Annotated in this window: 18 protein-coding genes; 15 read left to right on the top strand and 3 right to left on the bottom strand. The window is 35.1% G+C overall.

The features are described from left to right. Positions 1-12: 12 nt before the first annotated feature. The 5 genes from CLV73_RS12440 (at position 13) to rpsJ (ending at position 4,887) form a co-directional block, all read left to right on the top strand. Positions 13-1,383, top strand: a complete 1,371-nt coding sequence (locus CLV73_RS12440) for a hypothetical protein (protein WP_100377209.1) — start codon at positions 13-15, stop codon at positions 1,381-1,383. 144 nt (positions 1,384-1,527) lie between these two features. Further along, positions 1,528-1,941: a 30S ribosomal protein S12 gene (gene rpsL, locus CLV73_RS12435; RefSeq protein ID WP_002983146.1), complete on the top strand. Its 414-nt coding sequence runs from the start codon at positions 1,528-1,530 to the stop codon at positions 1,939-1,941. 22 nt (positions 1,942-1,963) lie between these two features. Beyond that, positions 1,964-2,440 (top strand): 30S ribosomal protein S7, encoded by a 477-nt coding sequence (gene rpsG, locus CLV73_RS12430; RefSeq protein WP_002983149.1) that lies wholly within the window; start codon positions 1,964-1,966, stop codon positions 2,438-2,440. Positions 2,441-2,446: 6 nt separating this feature from the next. After that, on the top strand, positions 2,447-4,564 hold the full coding sequence (gene fusA, locus CLV73_RS12425) for an elongation factor G (RefSeq protein WP_100377208.1): 2,118 nt from the start codon (positions 2,447-2,449) through the stop codon (positions 4,562-4,564). Positions 4,565-4,581: 17 nt separating this feature from the next. After that, positions 4,582-4,887: a 30S ribosomal protein S10 gene (gene rpsJ / locus CLV73_RS12420; protein ID WP_002661363.1), complete on the top strand. Its 306-nt coding sequence runs from the start codon at positions 4,582-4,584 to the stop codon at positions 4,885-4,887. A 78-nt stretch (positions 4,888-4,965) separates the two neighbouring features. Here the strand turns inward: rpsJ and CLV73_RS12415 are convergent, their stop codons facing one another. Then, complete coding sequence (locus tag CLV73_RS12415; RefSeq protein WP_228424361.1) at positions 4,966-5,976, bottom strand: terpene synthase family protein; 1,011 nt, start codon at positions 5,974-5,976, stop codon at positions 4,966-4,968. A gap of 203 nt (positions 5,977-6,179) precedes the next feature. Here CLV73_RS12415 and CLV73_RS12410 point away from each other — a divergent pair, with 203 nt between their 5' ends. Together CLV73_RS12410 and CLV73_RS12405 are read left to right on the top strand one after the other, a co-directional pair. Then, the gene (locus tag CLV73_RS12410) at positions 6,180-7,007 is read left to right on the top strand and encodes a GLPGLI family protein (protein ID WP_100377206.1); all 828 of its coding nucleotides are present in this window, start codon (positions 6,180-6,182) and stop codon (positions 7,005-7,007) included. A gap of 77 nt (positions 7,008-7,084) precedes the next feature. Beyond that, the gene (locus CLV73_RS12405) at positions 7,085-7,582 is read left to right on the top strand and encodes a low affinity iron permease family protein (RefSeq protein WP_100377205.1); all 498 of its coding nucleotides are present in this window, start codon (positions 7,085-7,087) and stop codon (positions 7,580-7,582) included. Positions 7,583-7,600: 18 nt separating this feature from the next. Here CLV73_RS12405 and CLV73_RS12400 read toward each other — a convergent pair whose 3' ends face one another. After that, positions 7,601-10,306 (bottom strand): hypothetical protein, encoded by a 2,706-nt coding sequence (locus tag CLV73_RS12400; RefSeq protein WP_100377204.1) that lies wholly within the window; start codon positions 10,304-10,306, stop codon positions 7,601-7,603. Between the two features lie 28 nt (positions 10,307-10,334). Beyond that, on the bottom strand, positions 10,335-11,318 hold the full coding sequence (locus CLV73_RS12395; protein ID WP_100377203.1) for a hypothetical protein: 984 nt from the start codon (positions 11,316-11,318) through the stop codon (positions 10,335-10,337). Between the two features lie 483 nt (positions 11,319-11,801). Here CLV73_RS12395 and rplC point away from each other — a divergent pair, with 483 nt between their 5' ends. The 8 genes from rplC to rplP all read left to right on the top strand — a co-directional run bounded on the left by rplC (position 11,802) and on the right by rplP (position 16,126). Next, positions 11,802-12,425 (top strand): 50S ribosomal protein L3, encoded by a 624-nt coding sequence (rplC, locus tag CLV73_RS12390; protein ID WP_100377202.1) that lies wholly within the window; start codon positions 11,802-11,804, stop codon positions 12,423-12,425. Further along, positions 12,416-13,045: a 50S ribosomal protein L4 gene (gene rplD / locus CLV73_RS12385; protein WP_100377201.1), complete on the top strand. Its 630-nt coding sequence runs from the start codon at positions 12,416-12,418 to the stop codon at positions 13,043-13,045. Before rplC ends, rplD begins: the two co-directional genes overlap by 10 nt. 3 nt (positions 13,046-13,048) lie before the next feature. Continuing rightward, positions 13,049-13,339 (top strand): 50S ribosomal protein L23, encoded by a 291-nt coding sequence (gene rplW, locus CLV73_RS12380; protein WP_039364049.1) that lies wholly within the window; start codon positions 13,049-13,051, stop codon positions 13,337-13,339. Positions 13,340-13,361: 22 nt separating this feature from the next. Next, positions 13,362-14,183 (top strand): 50S ribosomal protein L2, encoded by an 822-nt coding sequence (gene rplB, locus CLV73_RS12375; protein WP_072953574.1) that lies wholly within the window; start codon positions 13,362-13,364, stop codon positions 14,181-14,183. Between the two features lie 2 nt (positions 14,184-14,185). Next, positions 14,186-14,464 carry a 30S ribosomal protein S19 gene (rpsS, locus tag CLV73_RS12370; RefSeq protein WP_002983209.1) on the top strand — a complete coding sequence of 93 codons (279 nt, stop codon included), beginning with the start codon at positions 14,186-14,188 and terminating at the stop codon, positions 14,462-14,464. Between the two features lie 2 nt (positions 14,465-14,466). Further along, positions 14,467-14,865: a 50S ribosomal protein L22 gene (rplV, locus tag CLV73_RS12365; RefSeq protein WP_039364058.1), complete on the top strand. Its 399-nt coding sequence runs from the start codon at positions 14,467-14,469 to the stop codon at positions 14,863-14,865. Between the two features lie 7 nt (positions 14,866-14,872). Continuing rightward, a complete protein-coding gene (gene rpsC / locus CLV73_RS12360; RefSeq protein WP_100377200.1) occupies positions 14,873-15,610 on the top strand; it encodes a 30S ribosomal protein S3 in 738 nt (245 codons plus the stop codon). A gap of 90 nt (positions 15,611-15,700) precedes the next feature. Next, positions 15,701-16,126 carry a 50S ribosomal protein L16 gene (rplP, locus tag CLV73_RS12355; RefSeq protein WP_039364064.1) on the top strand — a complete coding sequence of 142 codons (426 nt, stop codon included), beginning with the start codon at positions 15,701-15,703 and terminating at the stop codon, positions 16,124-16,126. Position 16,127: the final 1 nt, after the last annotated feature.

Below are 16,127 nucleotides of genomic sequence, written 5' to 3'. Positions count from 1 at the left end.
GACGTATCAGGTATGCTTAAATATAAAATCTTAGCGGTTTTTATTGTTGTTATTTATTTTTTTCAGCCATTTTTTATTGCAAACGGAGGAATTGGAGCGGATAGTCTGTCTTATTTTGGGATTGCAGCAGATTTGCCTTTTCCGGAAACTAATTTGTTTCCGTTGGGTTACCCGGTTTTATTAAGAGTGGTTTATGAATTTTGTAATGATTATTTCCTGTCTTCAAGAATATTGAGTCTCTTTTTTATAGGGGGTATTTTAGGTTTTTCTTATTGGAAGAAATTTTACTTTCGGGAGACGGTTTTATTATTTACTGGTAAAACACTCTTTTTTGTTTTTATTCAGACCATGTCAGAAGGTCCCTTTATTTTCTTTATGTATTTCCTGTTTTATTTTTTACATGAAATCTTTATGAAAGAGAGGTATAAATATATGTATGCATTTTATGCTGCTTTAATGCTGATCTGTATGTTTGTAACGAGATACTCCGGGATATATATATTATTGGGGTTTATTGTTTCATTTGGGATGATATTTAACAGGATAAAAAACGCAAACTACTTTAAACCTCTATTGTTTTGTATTTTGATGTCTGGCTTTGGTGTAGTAATGTATTTACTTTTTAATTATTTGTATTTCGGAAGTATGGTGGGGGAGAATGAAAGAGGATTGCCTTCAAGCGGTTTTTCTATATATACTATAAGGAATATTTTAGGATTGTTCAATTTGGTGAATCCTTTTGTGGGACTGAAGCCGGCTTCTATTAGTTTGCCAAGCATGATTTTCCAGTTCTTAATTTTTATATTGGATATTGCGGTAGCTGTTTATTTTTTTAAATATTATAAAAAAGCAAAAGAGGGAAAGCTGAATTTTTTCCATATTATATTATGGACTACTGCTTTGGTGTATGGGGTCTCTCTGTGGGTGTCGGGCTGGTTTCAGCAGATTGAGGAAATGAATGTGAGAATGATGGCGGCATCAAATATTTGTTTGTTTTTTTCTTTTCTGATCTTATATTTTGAAAATTCGGATTCGGATAAATGGCTTTGGCGGATAGCTTGTTTATTTTTCGTATTTCACACATTATATAATTTAAAAGATCCGGGGAATTTTTTGAGAAATAGAAATATTATAAAACCTCAGATGTCTAAATTTACTGGTAAAAAGTATTTATATAATGATGAGGAGGATTTGGTTACCATTACCACTTATGATTTTCCTGTTATACATAAGTCATTTAAATATAAGCATACAAATAGTCAGAAAGGAAGTCTAAAAGAAAATATTGCAGGTTCTCTGAATCCTAAAATAAAATGGTTGCTGAATGATACGGTTCAGGATAAATCAAAAGTTTTGTATACGTCGCAATTGAAACTTAAATAATTGTTTTGAAATTACTTTCTTACCAAACACTCTGCCCGTAGCTGTATTTTAATTAAAAATTAATATTGGCTATAATTTCTACATAACTGCTTGTTAATTAAAAAAATATTACTATTTTTGCACCCTAAAATAAAAAGCAATTAAATGCCTACTATTCAACAATTAGTAAGAAAAGGAAGAGCCACGCTTGCCAAGAAGAGCAAATCGGCTGCCCTTGATTCTTGTCCACAAAGACGTGGTGTATGTACGAGAGTATATACTACTACACCGAAGAAACCTAACTCTGCACTTAGAAAAGTTGCAAGGGTAAGACTTTCTAACGGTAAAGAAGTTAACGCCTACATCCCGGGCGAAGGACATAATCTTCAAGAGCACTCGATAGTATTGGTAAGAGGCGGAAGGGTGAAAGACCTACCGGGAGTACGTTACCACATCGTAAGAGGTGCATTAGACACTGCAGGTGTAAATGGAAGAACACAGAGAAGATCTAAGTATGGGGCTAAGAGACCTAAACCAGGTCAGGCTGCAGCTGCACCAGCAAAAGGAAAGAAAAAATAATCATTAAATAAGGAATAAGACAATGAGAAAGACGAAAGCGAAAAAAAGACCGTTGTTACCAGATCCGAAATTTAATGATCAATTGGTAACTAGATTCGTAAATAACCTAATGCTTGACGGTAAGAAGTCAATTGCATTCAAAATTTTCTATGATGCATTGGATATCGTAGAAACTAAAAAAGGAGATAACGAAAAAACTGCACTTGAAATCTGGAAAGATGCATTGACTAATGTAATGCCTCACGTAGAAGTACGTTCTAGAAGAGTAGGTGGAGCTAACTTCCAAATCCCTATGCCAATCAGAGCTGATAGAAAAATTTCTATGGCAATGAAATGGTTAATCAAATATTCTAAAGCTAGAAATGATAAGTCTATGGCTTTGAAATTAGCTAACGAAGTTGTAGCTGCTTCAAGAGAAGAAGGTGCAGCTTTCAAAAAGAAAACTGATACTCACAAAATGGCGGAAGCTAACAAGGCTTTCTCGCACTTCAAATTCTAATCTGAAATGGGAAGAGATCTTAAATTTACAAGAAATATTGGTATTGCTGCTCACATTGATGCAGGTAAGACTACCACTACAGAAAGGATTTTATTCTATACAGGTGTAAACCACAAAATTGGAGAGGTTCACGATGGTGCTTCTACAATGGACTGGATGGAACAGGAAGCAGAAAGAGGTATTACTATTACTTCTGCTGCAACTACTTGTAACTGGAATTTCCCAACAGATCAAGGTAAGAAATTACCTGAAACAAAACCTTACCACTTCAACATCATCGATACACCGGGACACGTTGACTTCACTGTAGAAGTAAACAGATCTTTGAGAGTATTAGATGGATTGGTATTCCTTTTCTCTGCAGTAGACGGAGTAGAGCCTCAGTCTGAAACAAACTGGAGACTTGCTGACAACTACAAAGTTGCAAGAATGGGATTCGTAAACAAAATGGACAGACAAGGTGCTGACTTCTTAAACGTTGTAAAACAAGTAAAAGAAATGTTAGGATCTAATGCAGTTCCAATCGTTTTACCAATCGGTGCTGAAGAAGATTTCAAAGGGGTTGTAGACTTAATTAAAAACAGAGCGATCATCTGGGATGAAGCTGGACAAGGTGCTACTTATGAAGTAGTTCCAATTCCTGAAGACATGAAAGATGAAGTTCTTGAATATAGAGAGAAATTAGTAGAAGCTGTAGCTGATTATGATGAGACTTTGATGGAGAAATTCTTTGAAGATCCGGATTCAATTTCTGAAGAAGAAATCAACGAAGCACTTAGAAAAGCTACTATTGATCTTTCTATCATCCCAATGACTTGTGGTTCTTCTTTCAAAAACAAAGGAGTACAGTTCATGCTTGATGCTGTTTGTAAATATCTTCCTTCTCCACTAGATAAGGATAATATCAAAGGAACAGACCCAAGAACTGATGCTGACATCGAAAGAAAACCATCTGTAGAAGAGCCATTCTCTGCATTAGCATTTAAGATTGCTACTGACCCATTCGTAGGTAGATTGGCATTCTTCAGAGCTTATTCAGGAAGACTGGATGCTGGTTCTTATGTTTTGAACACAAGATCTGGTAACAAAGAAAGAATCTCAAGAATCTATCAGATGCACGCTAACAAGCAAAATCCGGTTGAATTTATTGAAGCTGGAGATATTGGTGCTGCTGTAGGATTTAAAGATATCAAAACAGGAGATACATTATCGGATGAAAAGAACCCAATCGTTCTTGAATCTATGATCTTCCCGGATCCGGTAATCGGTATCGCTGTTGAGCCTAAAACTAAAGCTGACCAGGATAAAATGGGTAACGCTCTAGCTAAATTAGCTGAAGAAGATCCAACGTTCCAGGTTAAGACTGACGAGGCTTCAGGACAAACTATTATCTCTGGTATGGGTGAGCTTCACTTGGATATCATCGTAGACCGTATGAGAAGAGAGTTCAAAGTAGAAGTTAACCAAGGTCAACCGCAAGTAGAATACAAAGAAGCTCTTACACAAAAAGCTAACCACAGAGAGGTTTACAAAAAGCAATCTGGAGGTAGAGGTAAGTTCGCTGATATCGTATTCGAAATCGGTCCTGCTGACGAAGGTAAAACTGGTCTTGAATTCATCAACGAAATTAAAGGTGGTAACATTCCTAAAGAATTTATCCCTTCAGTTGAAAAAGGATTCAGAGAAGCTATGAAGAACGGTCCTTTGGCTGGATTTGAGGTTGAATCTATGAAGATTACATTGAAAGATGGATCTTATCACCAGGTTGACTCTGACCAATTATCTTTCGAACTTGCTGCGAAGTTAGGTTTCAAAGAATCTGGTAGAGCTGCTAAAGCAGTTATCATGGAACCAATCATGAAGCTGGAAGTAGTAACTCCTGAAGAGTATATGGGTGATATCGTAGGTGACCTTAACAGAAGAAGAGGTACAGTAAACGGTATGGATGACAGAAATAACGCTAAAGTTATCAAAGCTTTCGTTCCGCTTTCTGAAATGTTTGGTTATGTAACTTCTCTTAGAACATTATCTTCAGGTAGAGCTACATCTTCTATGGAATTCGAAAGATACGAAGCTGCTCCACAGAACGTTGCTGAAGAAGTAATCGCTAAGGCTAAAGGTTAATATTAAATTAGATTAAAATGTCACAAAGAATCAGAATAAAACTTAAATCTTACGATTACAACTTGGTAGATAAATCTGCAGAGAAAATCGTAAAAACGGTAAAGGCTACTGGTGCTGTTGTAAACGGACCAATTCCATTGCCAACTAACAAGAGAATCTTCACAGTGTTGAGATCTCCACACGTAAACAAGAAAGCTAGAGAGCAGTTCCAATTATCAGCTCACAAGAGATTGATGGATATCTACTCTTCTTCTTCTAAAACTGTGGATGCTCTAATGAAGTTAGAACTTCCTTCAGGTGTAGATGTAGAAATTAAAGTGTGATAATTGCATACTTTGCAATGATTATAAAGAATCCGTTCCAAAAAGGAACGGATTCTTATTTTTTTATGATGAATCAAATTATTGCTGGCTCACATATTCTCCTTCCACATAACCCCCGTTTACATATCGGGAAGTATCGGCAGTATGCCATCTGTATATTCCTGCTACCATTATTCCAAGGTCGGCTACATAATCAGCTACAAGATTCTGGAAGTCACCAAAAAACGGAAGGTTCTTTTGCAGAACTAAAAATTCATCCAGATATTGATCATGAAGCTCAAGAGCTTTCATATAAGCATCATGTAGGGGTAAATTGTATTCATTCTGCATTACTTTTATAAGGTTCATGGTATCACCCTCTCTGTGAAGTTCTTTAGGTAAAGAAATGAAATCATTATGTATTCCGACCATAAAAGCGCATAAATTCTGCATTCTTATGATATGAGGATGGTCGAAAATTTCATCTGGAATTGTGCGATAGTCTTTCTGTAAAGCTACATAAATGCTAAATGGAGGAACACCGCTATTATCCATACGAATTAAGGTGTAAATGTGCAATGGCGGTATGGTATTCGTTCTGTAATAAGCCTTTTCTTCAGCATAAGCATTAAATACTCTATGTATTGCGCTTACAAATCTCTTATATAAATGTTCGGGAAAGTCACATTCTATAGCATACTGACGTAATCGCCAATAAAAATGGTAAATGCCTTTTTCCTTCGGCTCTTCAGATTCTCTGCCGGTTAGAAGGTCATCTATTCGATCACTTATTGTATACATTTCCTCCAATGTACATTTATCAAAATAGTCATCCATCATGGATCCGTTTGCAGTGTAAACAGATACAGGATGATATTCCGCCAGCGATTTTAAAAAGGGCATTCCTCGAGTTGCAATATCTACGAAATTATGTTTTTTATGTTTTTCGCGGGCTTCTAAGCTGTGAAAACCGTATTCCTCATCAATCCAGTCGTAATATATTTCACGAGCCTCTTGAAACTCAGGATGAATTAGGTCTTGAAAAGGATACTTGATTTGTGGGAGGTCTTTTAGACCTGCATAAAATTCTTCGTCTGAGATTGTTTTCATAATAATTTGTTTTAATGGTTATTTACATTTTAAAATTAAATAAAAAATTCAATTGTTAATGAATTATTTTAAATTTTTGATTAATAAGGTATTATGCTGCTCAAATTTCCCTTATTGTTCGATTAAAATATATTCAATTGTATAAATTACTACTGTGTATTGCAAGGTTCTTTTTATTTTGTATATTTACTGAAAATATTACTATGAAAAGAATACTTTTATTATTAATAATGATGAGTTTTTGCATCAATGCACAGACCCAGAGATTTATTTATGAATTGCAATTTAAGATGGATTCCACCCAGAGCCGGTATGAGAAAATTAACTATGTTTTAGACGTCAACCCCAAAGATGTTAAATTTTATGAATATAATTATTTAAGATCAGACTCAATTAATAAGGCAACGGGAAGATATGACCATCAATATGGTGGCTGGTTTCCTTCTTTGAAAAGAGAAAGAAATTCAAATAAAAATCAAAATTATGAACTGATTGGTCATGATATGTTTTCATTTCCATCTGAGGATAAAATTTCATGGAACCTAACCAATGAAACCAAAAAGTTTGGAGAGAATACACTGCAAAAAGCGACGGCAAATTTTGGAGGAAGAAGCTGGGTGGCGTGGTTTAATAAAGAGGTTAATATTTCGGAAGGTCCTTATAAGTTTCGTGGGCTTCCGGGATTGATTTTTCGGCTTGAAGATTCAGGATCCAATTTCATTTTCACATTAATTAAAAACAATAATTTGAAGGAGACTTACGATACCGTTGGATTTGTGGAAACGTATTACGGAACAAAGCCTCTGGAGGTATCCGAAAAAGTAAGAAACCGGAAAAAACTGGATTTTTACAACGACCCTCTTCAGGATATGAGAAGAGATTTTAAAGAAAATATGCAGGGTGAAATGTTTGTAATGGGAACAAAAGTTACCAAAGCAGAACAATTTAATGATCTTACGAAGAAACTTCAGGAAATGCTTCGTAAAAGCAATAATCCTATCGAAAGGGATAAAGCAATGAAATATGAATGATCAGCCAATGAATTAAAACTAAACTCTACCAATTTCGGCGGAGTTTTTGATGTTGATAATTTGTTAAACTGATACAAATGGCGGAATTACATAAAAGTATTTTTGAGAGATTCTCAGATTGGGCGACAAGATTTACAGGAAGCCCTTATGCTTTCATAGGAGCTACTGCTATTGTGGTTGGATGGGCGGTTACAGGGCCTCTTTTTGATTATTCAGAAACATGGCAACTCGTCATCAATACAGGAACTACCATTATCACATTTTTGATGGTATTCTTAATTCAAAAATCACAAAATAAGGATTCGAAAGCTATTCAGATAAAGCTCAATGAGCTCATTGCAGCACATGAAAAAGCAAGTAACCGGATTGTAGATATTGAAGACCTTACAGAAAAAGAGCTTGACCAGCTCCACTGTTATTATGAAAAACTGGCGGTCTTTGCTAAAGAAGACGCAGATATTCATACTTCACATTCGATAGATGCAGCACAAAGGAACCAGGATTATAAGCACGAATTCTTCAAAAAGAAACATGAAGAATGGCTGGAAAGGCAAAATAAAAAGGAATCAATTTGATTCCTTTTTATTTTAAATTTATTTCATAAAATAACCGAAGTAAGAACAGCTTCCTATGAGGTTTTTAGCTGTTTCCGTATTGGCATACTGTGTTTTCAGTAATGCAAAATAGGTTCTGTATTTTTGGTTTTTAATATTGTCCATCTCTTTTTGATGCGCATCTGTTTTTTCAGACCATTTAGGATCTGAATAATCAATATTCGCCTGGTTTTTGGCTTCATACTGGTAATATTTTCCTTGCTCGGCACTTGCCATCTGGAAGAGTATTCTTGCCTTCTCTTCTTTATTAGTCGAAAGGTTTAATGCCTTTTTGTAATAATTAATGGCTAAATCAAAATTATCAGGTTCAATGAACGATTTGTCTAAGAAATTTTTATAATAATACTGATACGGGTTTTCCAGTTCTGTCCGCCAGAAGTCATACTTTCCTCCGTTGCTGTTATCAATATCCATGACAAAAATTTGTCTGTAATATCCCAAAATGGATGTATTGTACAGAAGATTTCCGATCAGCTGATTGGCTTTAGCAGATTTTTCGTCTTTTCCATTTCCTATTTTTTTAAGCTGAATTAAAGCATCGGCAAGCTGAAGTTTATTCATCTTAAGCTTGATGAATGGAAATGCGGTATAATTTTCATTTTCCATACTCTGATCATCCGGACTTCCAAAACTCTCCCATACATTGTGCCCGAAAACATAATCAGGAATATTATTAAAGCCATCATAATTTGTCCCGGTATAAACAAGCTTTTCATATTTTCCTGTTGACGGATTGTACTTTTCGTAGTCTTCTCTTGGAATTCCGGCGAAATTTTGTGCTTTCTGATAGTAAGATTTCGCTTTCTCAAAATCTGCAGTCCTCATAGCTCTGTCACCGTAAATGTTAGCGAAAAATGCTTCAATATTACCTACATTATCCATGTTCTTAGCAATGATCTGTTGTTCAAACTGAGTTTTATTCGGTTTTCTGTAGAAATCCTCTACGCTCTTTACTAAACTCGAGTTCGGATTGTACTGAAGATCGGAAAGCTTATTGTTCATCAGGAATGATTTCCCATCTTCACCCTGAAGGAAATATCGGTTAGCTAAAACATCCTTGAGAAAATCTGCAGTTGATGGAACAGAACCATAATAGTCATAATCATCCGTATTTGTACTGTCTTTTTTGATTTCTTTTTCCACAAAATATTCTGCATAATCTTTCATGAGGTGATCTTCATATTCTGCATCTATTTTAGGCTGCGAAACGATATCGTTCAGTACTTTCATTCTTTTGATCTGTTCAAGATATTCCGGATTGCTGGTTTTAATATCTTCTAAAATTTCGGTACTTTCCTTATAGTCTTTTTTCAAAAATTTCAGATAGGCATCTGCAATCTGCCAATATTCATCGTCAGATTTCTCTTTGGTTTTAGCGGTAAATTTTTCAAGGTCATCCAGATAGTCTTTGGTCTTTTCATCATACCAATAGTTGTTTTTAGAAAAGACAGGAATTCTGTTGGGGTTTTCAAGTAACTCATCATCACTTTGGTCAGCCTTGTTTTCATCTTTACTCTTGTCAGATTTTTTTGAGCCTCCGAAAAGATTCTTAAAAAAGCGTACAATTTTTTGCCAGATAGAAAGCTTCTCTTCTTTTTTTACTATGGTTGTTTCAGATGAAGTTTTATCGCTTGTGTTTTTCTGAACGACAGTATTGTTGTTGTCAGAATAATAGTAAATCGGAAGATAGCTTCTTTCAAGTTCATTGATACTTCTTACGGCCATCACTTTCAGTATTTCAGAATTAGGATCAATTTCAAACATTTTCTCCATGATCGGAATAGGGTTGTTGAAATCTTCGTATCCTAAAAGAAAGTAAGCCATGTTTTTCTCCTCATTGGTTCCGGCTCTCTTCATGATATTATTAAAAGAGGCGGTGTCCGAAAGCTTCATAGAGACAAAAGCAGATTCTTTACGGCTTTTACTGTTCATGAAAACCTGGAAAAAGTTCCAGTTGGCATCAGAATTCATTTCCAATCCTCTTTGTGCTCCCGCAAGCTGATCAAGTGCCATAAAATAAGGAGTGCCTTTCAGTTTAACGGGCTGAACATACTTTTTGAAAGCCTGTGTTGCAGCATCATAATTCCTTGTATAATGATTGAAACGAACAATCTGATACCCATATCGTTGTTTGATTTCAGGATTTTTTGCGGCGTTGTATAAAGAAGTTAATGCTGCAATTGTTTTGTAGTAATCAAGATTTGTAGCGTTTTTATCATTGCCGCTTCCACTGTAGTAAAATGAATTTTCATTTTCCACAAAGTTGATTCGCATATAAGGCTCCAGATATTTGGCCTCAATCAAATAATCAATTCCTTCTTTATATTTTTGATAAAATCCAACACCCAGTTTTTTTAAAAGTGGATTATTGGGTACTCCTTTCTTCAGATCATTCAGGTCATTCAGGCTGATCTTATGAACCAGATAATCTGTTTCTGAATAGGAAAGCTGGTTGTTGAAAAACTTTTTCCAGGATTCTATATTTTCATCGGGGATCATGCCTTGTTTATACTGATCATAAAACCTTGTAGAATAACTAAGAAGAAAAGGCAGATAAGATTTGTCCTTGATAATACTCTGTGTGAACAGGTTGAAATACTCGTAATCCGGATCTGACCATGCACAGGCGTTTGTCTTGGTATAAAAAAGAGCCAAAACGGAGAGTGAAAGAATATACTTTTTCATATTAATATGGTGTTTTTTAGTGTTGATTTTAAAATTTAAAATCCTTATTGAGTACAAATTTACTATCTAATTGATAATATATAATGTTAAAATTATGAATTTTGTTTTCGAGAAACTGAACGACATCTTTTAGCTGATCATAGGAGATTTCTTCAACTTTTATGGTAAAGCCCTTATTTAAGTAATGCCCAAAATAAAATCCGTCTTTCAGAACTTCTGCTGTATTTTCAGAAATCCTTTTGAAATTAGGGTTTTCCAGATCTTTTTTAGATAATGCATTGATGAGTTTATGTTTCTCCAGATGATTGGTAACAATTCCCCATGAATAAATTGGCAGGGCAACTTCTATTTTCCTGATAGGGTATTCATCAATTTTTGAAAGATAGCTTTTCAAAATATTGACATCCAGAATAGAATTCTTATCAGAGTTTTCCAGTGGTGAAGAAGTGGAGTAACACATCAGATAAACTTTTTCTACGGGAGGAATTCCTGTCTGGGCCTTATCTTTTATCTGATGAAGACGAAGTGTGCAGGTGATTTCTTTTCCTGATATTTTTTTTAATTCCTTTAAAAATTTAAAATAGTCATTCCGTGTTCCGGCGGTCCAGTCACAATCAATCTGAATTTCACTACTTGTTATAAGATGATATTCCGCAATTTTCTTTTGGATGAGTGTGTAAATACTTTTAGCGAGAAAAATTGTTTCGTCTTTTTTAATGTAAAGAAAAGTCCGGTTGGTAATAAAAACTGTTGGGACGATCTTTTTTCCGGGTTCAAAACTTTTGTCTTTCGTAATGGCTCCTACAGGCTGAAAGGTATTGGCAATTTTGTCAACATCAAAAAAGCGGGTGTATAAATAGGGTAGCGTAGATTGGTTCAATGTTTTCTTTTCGGTATCATTTAGAGCAAGTCTGGTCTTCCAATAATAAAAACCATAGGAATGACTTTCTTTTTTACTACAGGAGAACATCAGGAAGATAAAACCGAAAAATAGTAATTTGAGAAATTTCATGTGAAGTGATGGTTATTTCTTTATAGTTGAGAATGCAGAAAAAACAATGTGAAAATTTTGAGGAAATAGTGTGGTCACAAAATTTGTTCAAAATTAAAAATATCCTAACAAAAATTGCACCGTAAAATTACGGATATTTATTCGGTAGAAAATAAAATCTCTCTTCTCCCAGCTTTTTATGTTGCTTTCTGAAAAATGTTCAGTACTACAGTTAAATAGTAGTATTAAATAAAAATGAATCTATTTTTAAATTTTCCACAAAACAAAAAATAATTCTACGAAAATTGAACGATTATTTTTCAAAAATGTCTAAATGATTAAAAATCAAAATATTTTGCTGTAAATATTTGTGGGTTACAAAATTATTCATAAATTTGCACACTCATTTTAGGGGCGTAGTATGCCTATATCAAACGTAGAAATTACTTCAGACTTCCTAAAAATGGTGATAAATAAAGGATAAATTTTATTATAACATAAACAATGTCAGGTATTATTGGTAAAAAAATCGGTATGACATCTTTGTTTAACGAAGAGGGAAAAAACATTCCTTGTACAGTTATTCAAGCTGGTCCATGCTCGGTTTTACAGGTCAGAACCTTAGAAGTTGACGGTTATGCAGCTGTTCAATTAGGTTTCGATGACAAGAGTGAGAAGAACGTTGGTAAAGCGTTAGCTGGTCATTTCAAAAAGGCTGGTTCTGCTCCTAAAGCTAAATTAGTTGAATTCCACGATGGATTCACGGATGTTAAAGTAGGAGAGGAAGTGAAAGTTGATCTATTCATCGAAGGTGAATATGTAGACGTAACAGGAACTTCTAAAGGTAAAGGTTTCCAAGGTGTTGTTAAAAGACACGGATTTGGAGGTGTAATGCAGGCAACTCATGGTCAGCACAACAGACTTAGAGCTCCAGGTTCTATCGGTGCTGGATCTGACCCTTCAAGAGTATTCAAAGGGATGAGAATGGCTGGAAGAATGGGAGGTAAGCAGGTAACTGTTCAAAACCTTCAGGTATTAAAAGTGGATCAAGAACAAAATCTTTTAGTAGTAAAAGGTGCTGTTCCGGGAGCTAAAAATTCTTATGTAATTATCAGAAAATGGAACTAGTAGTATTAAATACATCAGGAAAAGAGACCGGAAGAAAAGTAACTCTAGACGAAACAGTATTCGGAATTGAGCCAAATCAGCACGCGGTTTACTTAGAAGTTAAACAGTACCTTGCTGCACAAAGACAAGGGACTCATAAAGCAAAAGAAAGAAGCGAAATCACTGCTTCTACTAAAAAACTTAAGAAGCAAAAAGGATCTGGTTCTGCTAGATATGGTGATATTAAATCTCCAGTTTTCAGAGGTGGAGGTAGAGTATTCGGACCAAAACCAAGAGACTACAGATTCAAATTGAACAAAGCTCTTAAGAGATTGGCTAAAAAATCTGTTTTATCTCAGAAAATGAGAGACAACAGCATTAAAGTTTTAGAAGATATGAGCTTTGAAGCTCCTAAGACTAAAGATTTCATCAATGTATTAAATGCATTGGAACTTAACGGTAAAAAATCTTTATTCGTTCTTCCTGAAGCTAACAAGAATGTATATTTATCTTCAAGAAACTTACCTAAAGCTAAAGTAATGAACTTCAACGAAATCAGTTCTTACGATTTAGTAAACGCTGGTGAGATCATTTTCTTCGAAGGTGCAGTTGAAAAATTCCAGGAAAATTTAAAGAAATAAATCATGTCAGTTATTATTAAACCAGTTATTTCAGAAAAGGCTAATTACCTTACAGATTTAAGAGGTTCTTATTCTTTCTTAGTAAACACTAAGGCGAATAAAATCGAGATCAAAAAGGCTGTTGAAGCAGCTTACGGTGTAAAAGTAGCAGACGTTAACACAATGATTTATGCTCCGAAGGTTTCTTCAAAATACACTAAAAAAGGTCTTCAAGTAGGAAAGACAAACAAATTGAAAAAAGCGGTAATCAAACTTGCTGAAGGTGAGGTTATCGATATTTTTGCTGTAAATTAATTATTAATTATAAATAATAGTAATGTCTGTTAGAAAATTAAAACCTATCACCCCGGGACAGAGATTCAGAATTGTAAACAATTTTGAGGAAATTACTACTAACAAACCAGAGAAATCTCTAACAGTTGGTATTAAAAAGTCAGGTGGACGTAACCAAACAGGTAAAATGACCATGCGTTACACCGGAGGTGGACACAAAAAGAAATACAGAATTATTGACTTCAAAAGAAACAAAGCAAACGTTGAAGCAACTGTAAAATCTGTAGAATACGATCCAAACAGAACTGCATTTATCGCTTTATTAGAGTACGCAGACGGAGAAAAGAGATATATCATCGCTCCAAACGGTATTAAAGTAGACCAAAAAGTAGTTTCAGGTGAAAGCGTTGAGCCAAACGTAGGAAACGCAATGAAATTGAAAAATATTCCATTGGGTACTGTAATTTCTTGTGTTGAAATGAAGCCTGGTCAAGGTGCTATTTTAGCAAGAAGTGCTGGTTCTTCAGCTCAATTAACTTCAAGAGACGGAAAATATGCAATCATCAAATTGCCTTCAGGAGAATCCAGAATGATCCTTACTGAATGTATGGCAATGATTGGTTCAGTTTCTAACTCTGATCACCAATTAACTGTATCAGGTAAAGCTGGTAGAAGCAGATGGTTAGGTAGAAGACCAAGAACAAGAGCGGTAGTAATGAACCCTGTAGATCACCCAATGGGTGGTGGTGAAGGACGTTCTTCTGGAGGTCACCCAAGATCTAGAAACGGTAAACCATCTAAAGGTTACAAAACTAGAAAGAAAAACAAAGTGTCTAACCGTTACATCGTATCTAAAAGAAAATAATTATGGCAAGATCACTTAAAAAAGGACCATTCATTCATCATACTTTAGATAAGAAGGTTCAGGCAAATATAGAGTCTGGTAAGAAGACAGTTATCAAAACTTGGTCTAGAGCATCTATGATCTCTCCGGACTTCGTAGGACAAACTATTGCTGTACACAACGGGAAATCTTTTATCCCAGTTTACGTTACAGAAAACATGGTTGGTCACAAGTTAGGCGAATTTTCTCCAACAAGATCTTTCAGAGGTCATGGTGGTAACAAAAACAAAGGAAGCAGATAATCATGGGATCAAGAAAACAAGATAGCGCAATCGCAAGAAAAGAAGCAAACAAGGACGTTGTTAAAGCTTCATTAAACAACTGCCCATCTTCTCCAAGAAAAATGAGATTAGTTGCTGATATCATTAGAGGAGAGCAGGTAGATAAAGCTCTTTATATCCTTAAATATTCTAAAAAAGAAGCATCTAACAAGTTAGAGAAATTACTTCTTTCTGCTATGGCAAACTGGCAGACTAAAAACGAAGGTGCTGACATCGAGGAAGCAAACCTTATCGTTAAAGAAATATTCGTGGATAGTGCAAGACAATTGAAGAGACTGAGACCAGCTCCACAAGGTAGAGGGTACAGAATCAGAAAAAGATCTAACCACGTTACATTAATCTTAGGTAATAAAGAAAATTAATCAAGGTATGGGACAGAAGACAAATCCAATTGGTAACAGATTAGGTATCATCAGAGGATGGGATTCTAACTGGTTTGGTGGAAACGATTATGGAGACAGAATCGCTGAAGACTACAAAATCAGAAGATACCTTGAAGCTAGATTATCTAAAGGTGGTATTTCAAAAATTTATATTGAAAGAACACTTAAATTAGTAACAGTTACAATCACAACTGCAAGACCGGGACTTATCATCGGTAAAGGAGGTCAGGAAGTTGATAAATTGAAAGAAGAATTGAAGAAACTTACTGGTAAGGATATTCAAATCAACATTTTCGAAATCAAAAGACCTGAACTAGATGCAGTATTAGTTGCTGATAGTATCGCTAAGCAAATTGAAAACAGAATCTCTTACAGAAGAGCTGTTAAAATGGCAATGGCTGGTACAATGAGAATGGGCGCAGAAGGGATCAAAGTTCAAATCTCTGGTAGATTGAATGGTGCTGAAATGGCAAGATCAGAATCTTTCAAAGAAGGAAGAATTCCATTGTCAACTTTCAGAGCAGATATCGATTATCATATCGGTGAAGCATTAACTCAGTACGGTAAGTTAGGAGTTAAAGTTTGGATCATGAAAGGAGAAGTTTACGGTAAAAGAGAACTTTCTCCACTAGTGGGACAACAGAAGAAAGGTCCAGCAGGAGGAGGAAACAGAGAGAGAGGAGACAGAGAGAACAGAAAACCAAGAAGAAACAATAATAATTAAAAATTTTAGATTGCAAATTTTGAATTTTAAATTGCCGTTACTTTTTTAAAATCTAAAATCTAAAATCTAAAATCTAAAATTTAGAAAATTATGTTACAACCAAAAAGAACCAAATTCCGTAGAGTTCATAAGATGAAGATGAAGGGGATTGCTCAGAGAGGTAATCAACTAGCTTATGGAACTTTCGGAATCAAAGCAACAGAAGGTGCTTGGATCACTGCAAGACAAATTGAAGCTGCGCGTATCGCTGCGACAAGATATATGAAGAGAGAAGGTCAGCTATGGATCAAAATCTTCCCAGATAAGCCAATTACTAAAAAGCCTGCGGAAGTACGTATGGGTAAAGGTAAAGGTGCTGTGGAATATTGGGTAGCTGTAGTAAAACCAGGTAAAATTATGTTCGAAATCGGAGGTGTTCCTTACGAAGTAGCGAAAGAAGCACTAAGACTTGCCGCACAGAAATTACCAGTAGTTACTAAATTCGTAGTTGCTAACGATTTTGTTAAACCTCTATAAT

Source organism: Chryseobacterium geocarposphaerae (assembly GCF_002797535.1).
Classification (GTDB): Bacteria; Bacteroidota; Bacteroidia; order Flavobacteriales; family Weeksellaceae; genus Chryseobacterium; species Chryseobacterium geocarposphaerae.
The sequence above is the reverse complement of the archived record's forward strand: the minus strand, read 5'-3'. Positions and strand labels throughout refer to the sequence as shown.

What these genes read in the sequence shown, in the direction of transcription:
- CLV73_RS12440 (WP_100377209.1), top strand. Translation starts at nt 13, where the DNA reads ATGCTTAAATATAAAATCTTAGCGGTTTTTATTGTTGTTATTTATTTT.
- rpsL (WP_002983146.1), top strand. Translation starts at nt 1,528, where the DNA reads ATGCCTACTATTCAACAATTAGTAAGAAAAGGAAGAGCCACGCTTGCC.
- rpsG (WP_002983149.1), top strand. Translation starts at nt 1,964, where the DNA reads ATGAGAAAGACGAAAGCGAAAAAAAGACCGTTGTTACCAGATCCGAAA.
- fusA (WP_100377208.1), top strand. Translation starts at nt 2,447, where the DNA reads ATGGGAAGAGATCTTAAATTTACAAGAAATATTGGTATTGCTGCTCAC.
- rpsJ (WP_002661363.1), top strand. Translation starts at nt 4,582, where the DNA reads ATGTCACAAAGAATCAGAATAAAACTTAAATCTTACGATTACAACTTG.
- CLV73_RS12415 (WP_228424361.1), bottom strand. Translation starts at nt 5,976, where the DNA reads ATGAAAACAATCTCAGACGAAGAATTTTATGCAGGTCTAAAAGACCTC.
- CLV73_RS12410 (WP_100377206.1), top strand. Translation starts at nt 6,180, where the DNA reads ATGAAAAGAATACTTTTATTATTAATAATGATGAGTTTTTGCATCAAT.
- CLV73_RS12405 (WP_100377205.1), top strand. Translation starts at nt 7,085, where the DNA reads ATGGCGGAATTACATAAAAGTATTTTTGAGAGATTCTCAGATTGGGCG.
- CLV73_RS12400 (WP_100377204.1), bottom strand. Translation starts at nt 10,306, where the DNA reads ATGAAAAAGTATATTCTTTCACTCTCCGTTTTGGCTCTTTTTTATACC.
- CLV73_RS12395 (WP_100377203.1), bottom strand. Translation starts at nt 11,318, where the DNA reads ATGAAATTTCTCAAATTACTATTTTTCGGTTTTATCTTCCTGATGTTC.
- rplC (WP_100377202.1), top strand. Translation starts at nt 11,802, where the DNA reads ATGTCAGGTATTATTGGTAAAAAAATCGGTATGACATCTTTGTTTAAC.
- rplD (WP_100377201.1), top strand. Translation starts at nt 12,416, where the DNA reads ATGGAACTAGTAGTATTAAATACATCAGGAAAAGAGACCGGAAGAAAA.
- rplW (WP_039364049.1), top strand. Translation starts at nt 13,049, where the DNA reads ATGTCAGTTATTATTAAACCAGTTATTTCAGAAAAGGCTAATTACCTT.
- rplB (WP_072953574.1), top strand. Translation starts at nt 13,362, where the DNA reads ATGTCTGTTAGAAAATTAAAACCTATCACCCCGGGACAGAGATTCAGA.
- rpsS (WP_002983209.1), top strand. Translation starts at nt 14,186, where the DNA reads ATGGCAAGATCACTTAAAAAAGGACCATTCATTCATCATACTTTAGAT.
- rplV (WP_039364058.1), top strand. Translation starts at nt 14,467, where the DNA reads ATGGGATCAAGAAAACAAGATAGCGCAATCGCAAGAAAAGAAGCAAAC.
- rpsC (WP_100377200.1), top strand. Translation starts at nt 14,873, where the DNA reads ATGGGACAGAAGACAAATCCAATTGGTAACAGATTAGGTATCATCAGA.
- rplP (WP_039364064.1), top strand. Translation starts at nt 15,701, where the DNA reads ATGTTACAACCAAAAAGAACCAAATTCCGTAGAGTTCATAAGATGAAG.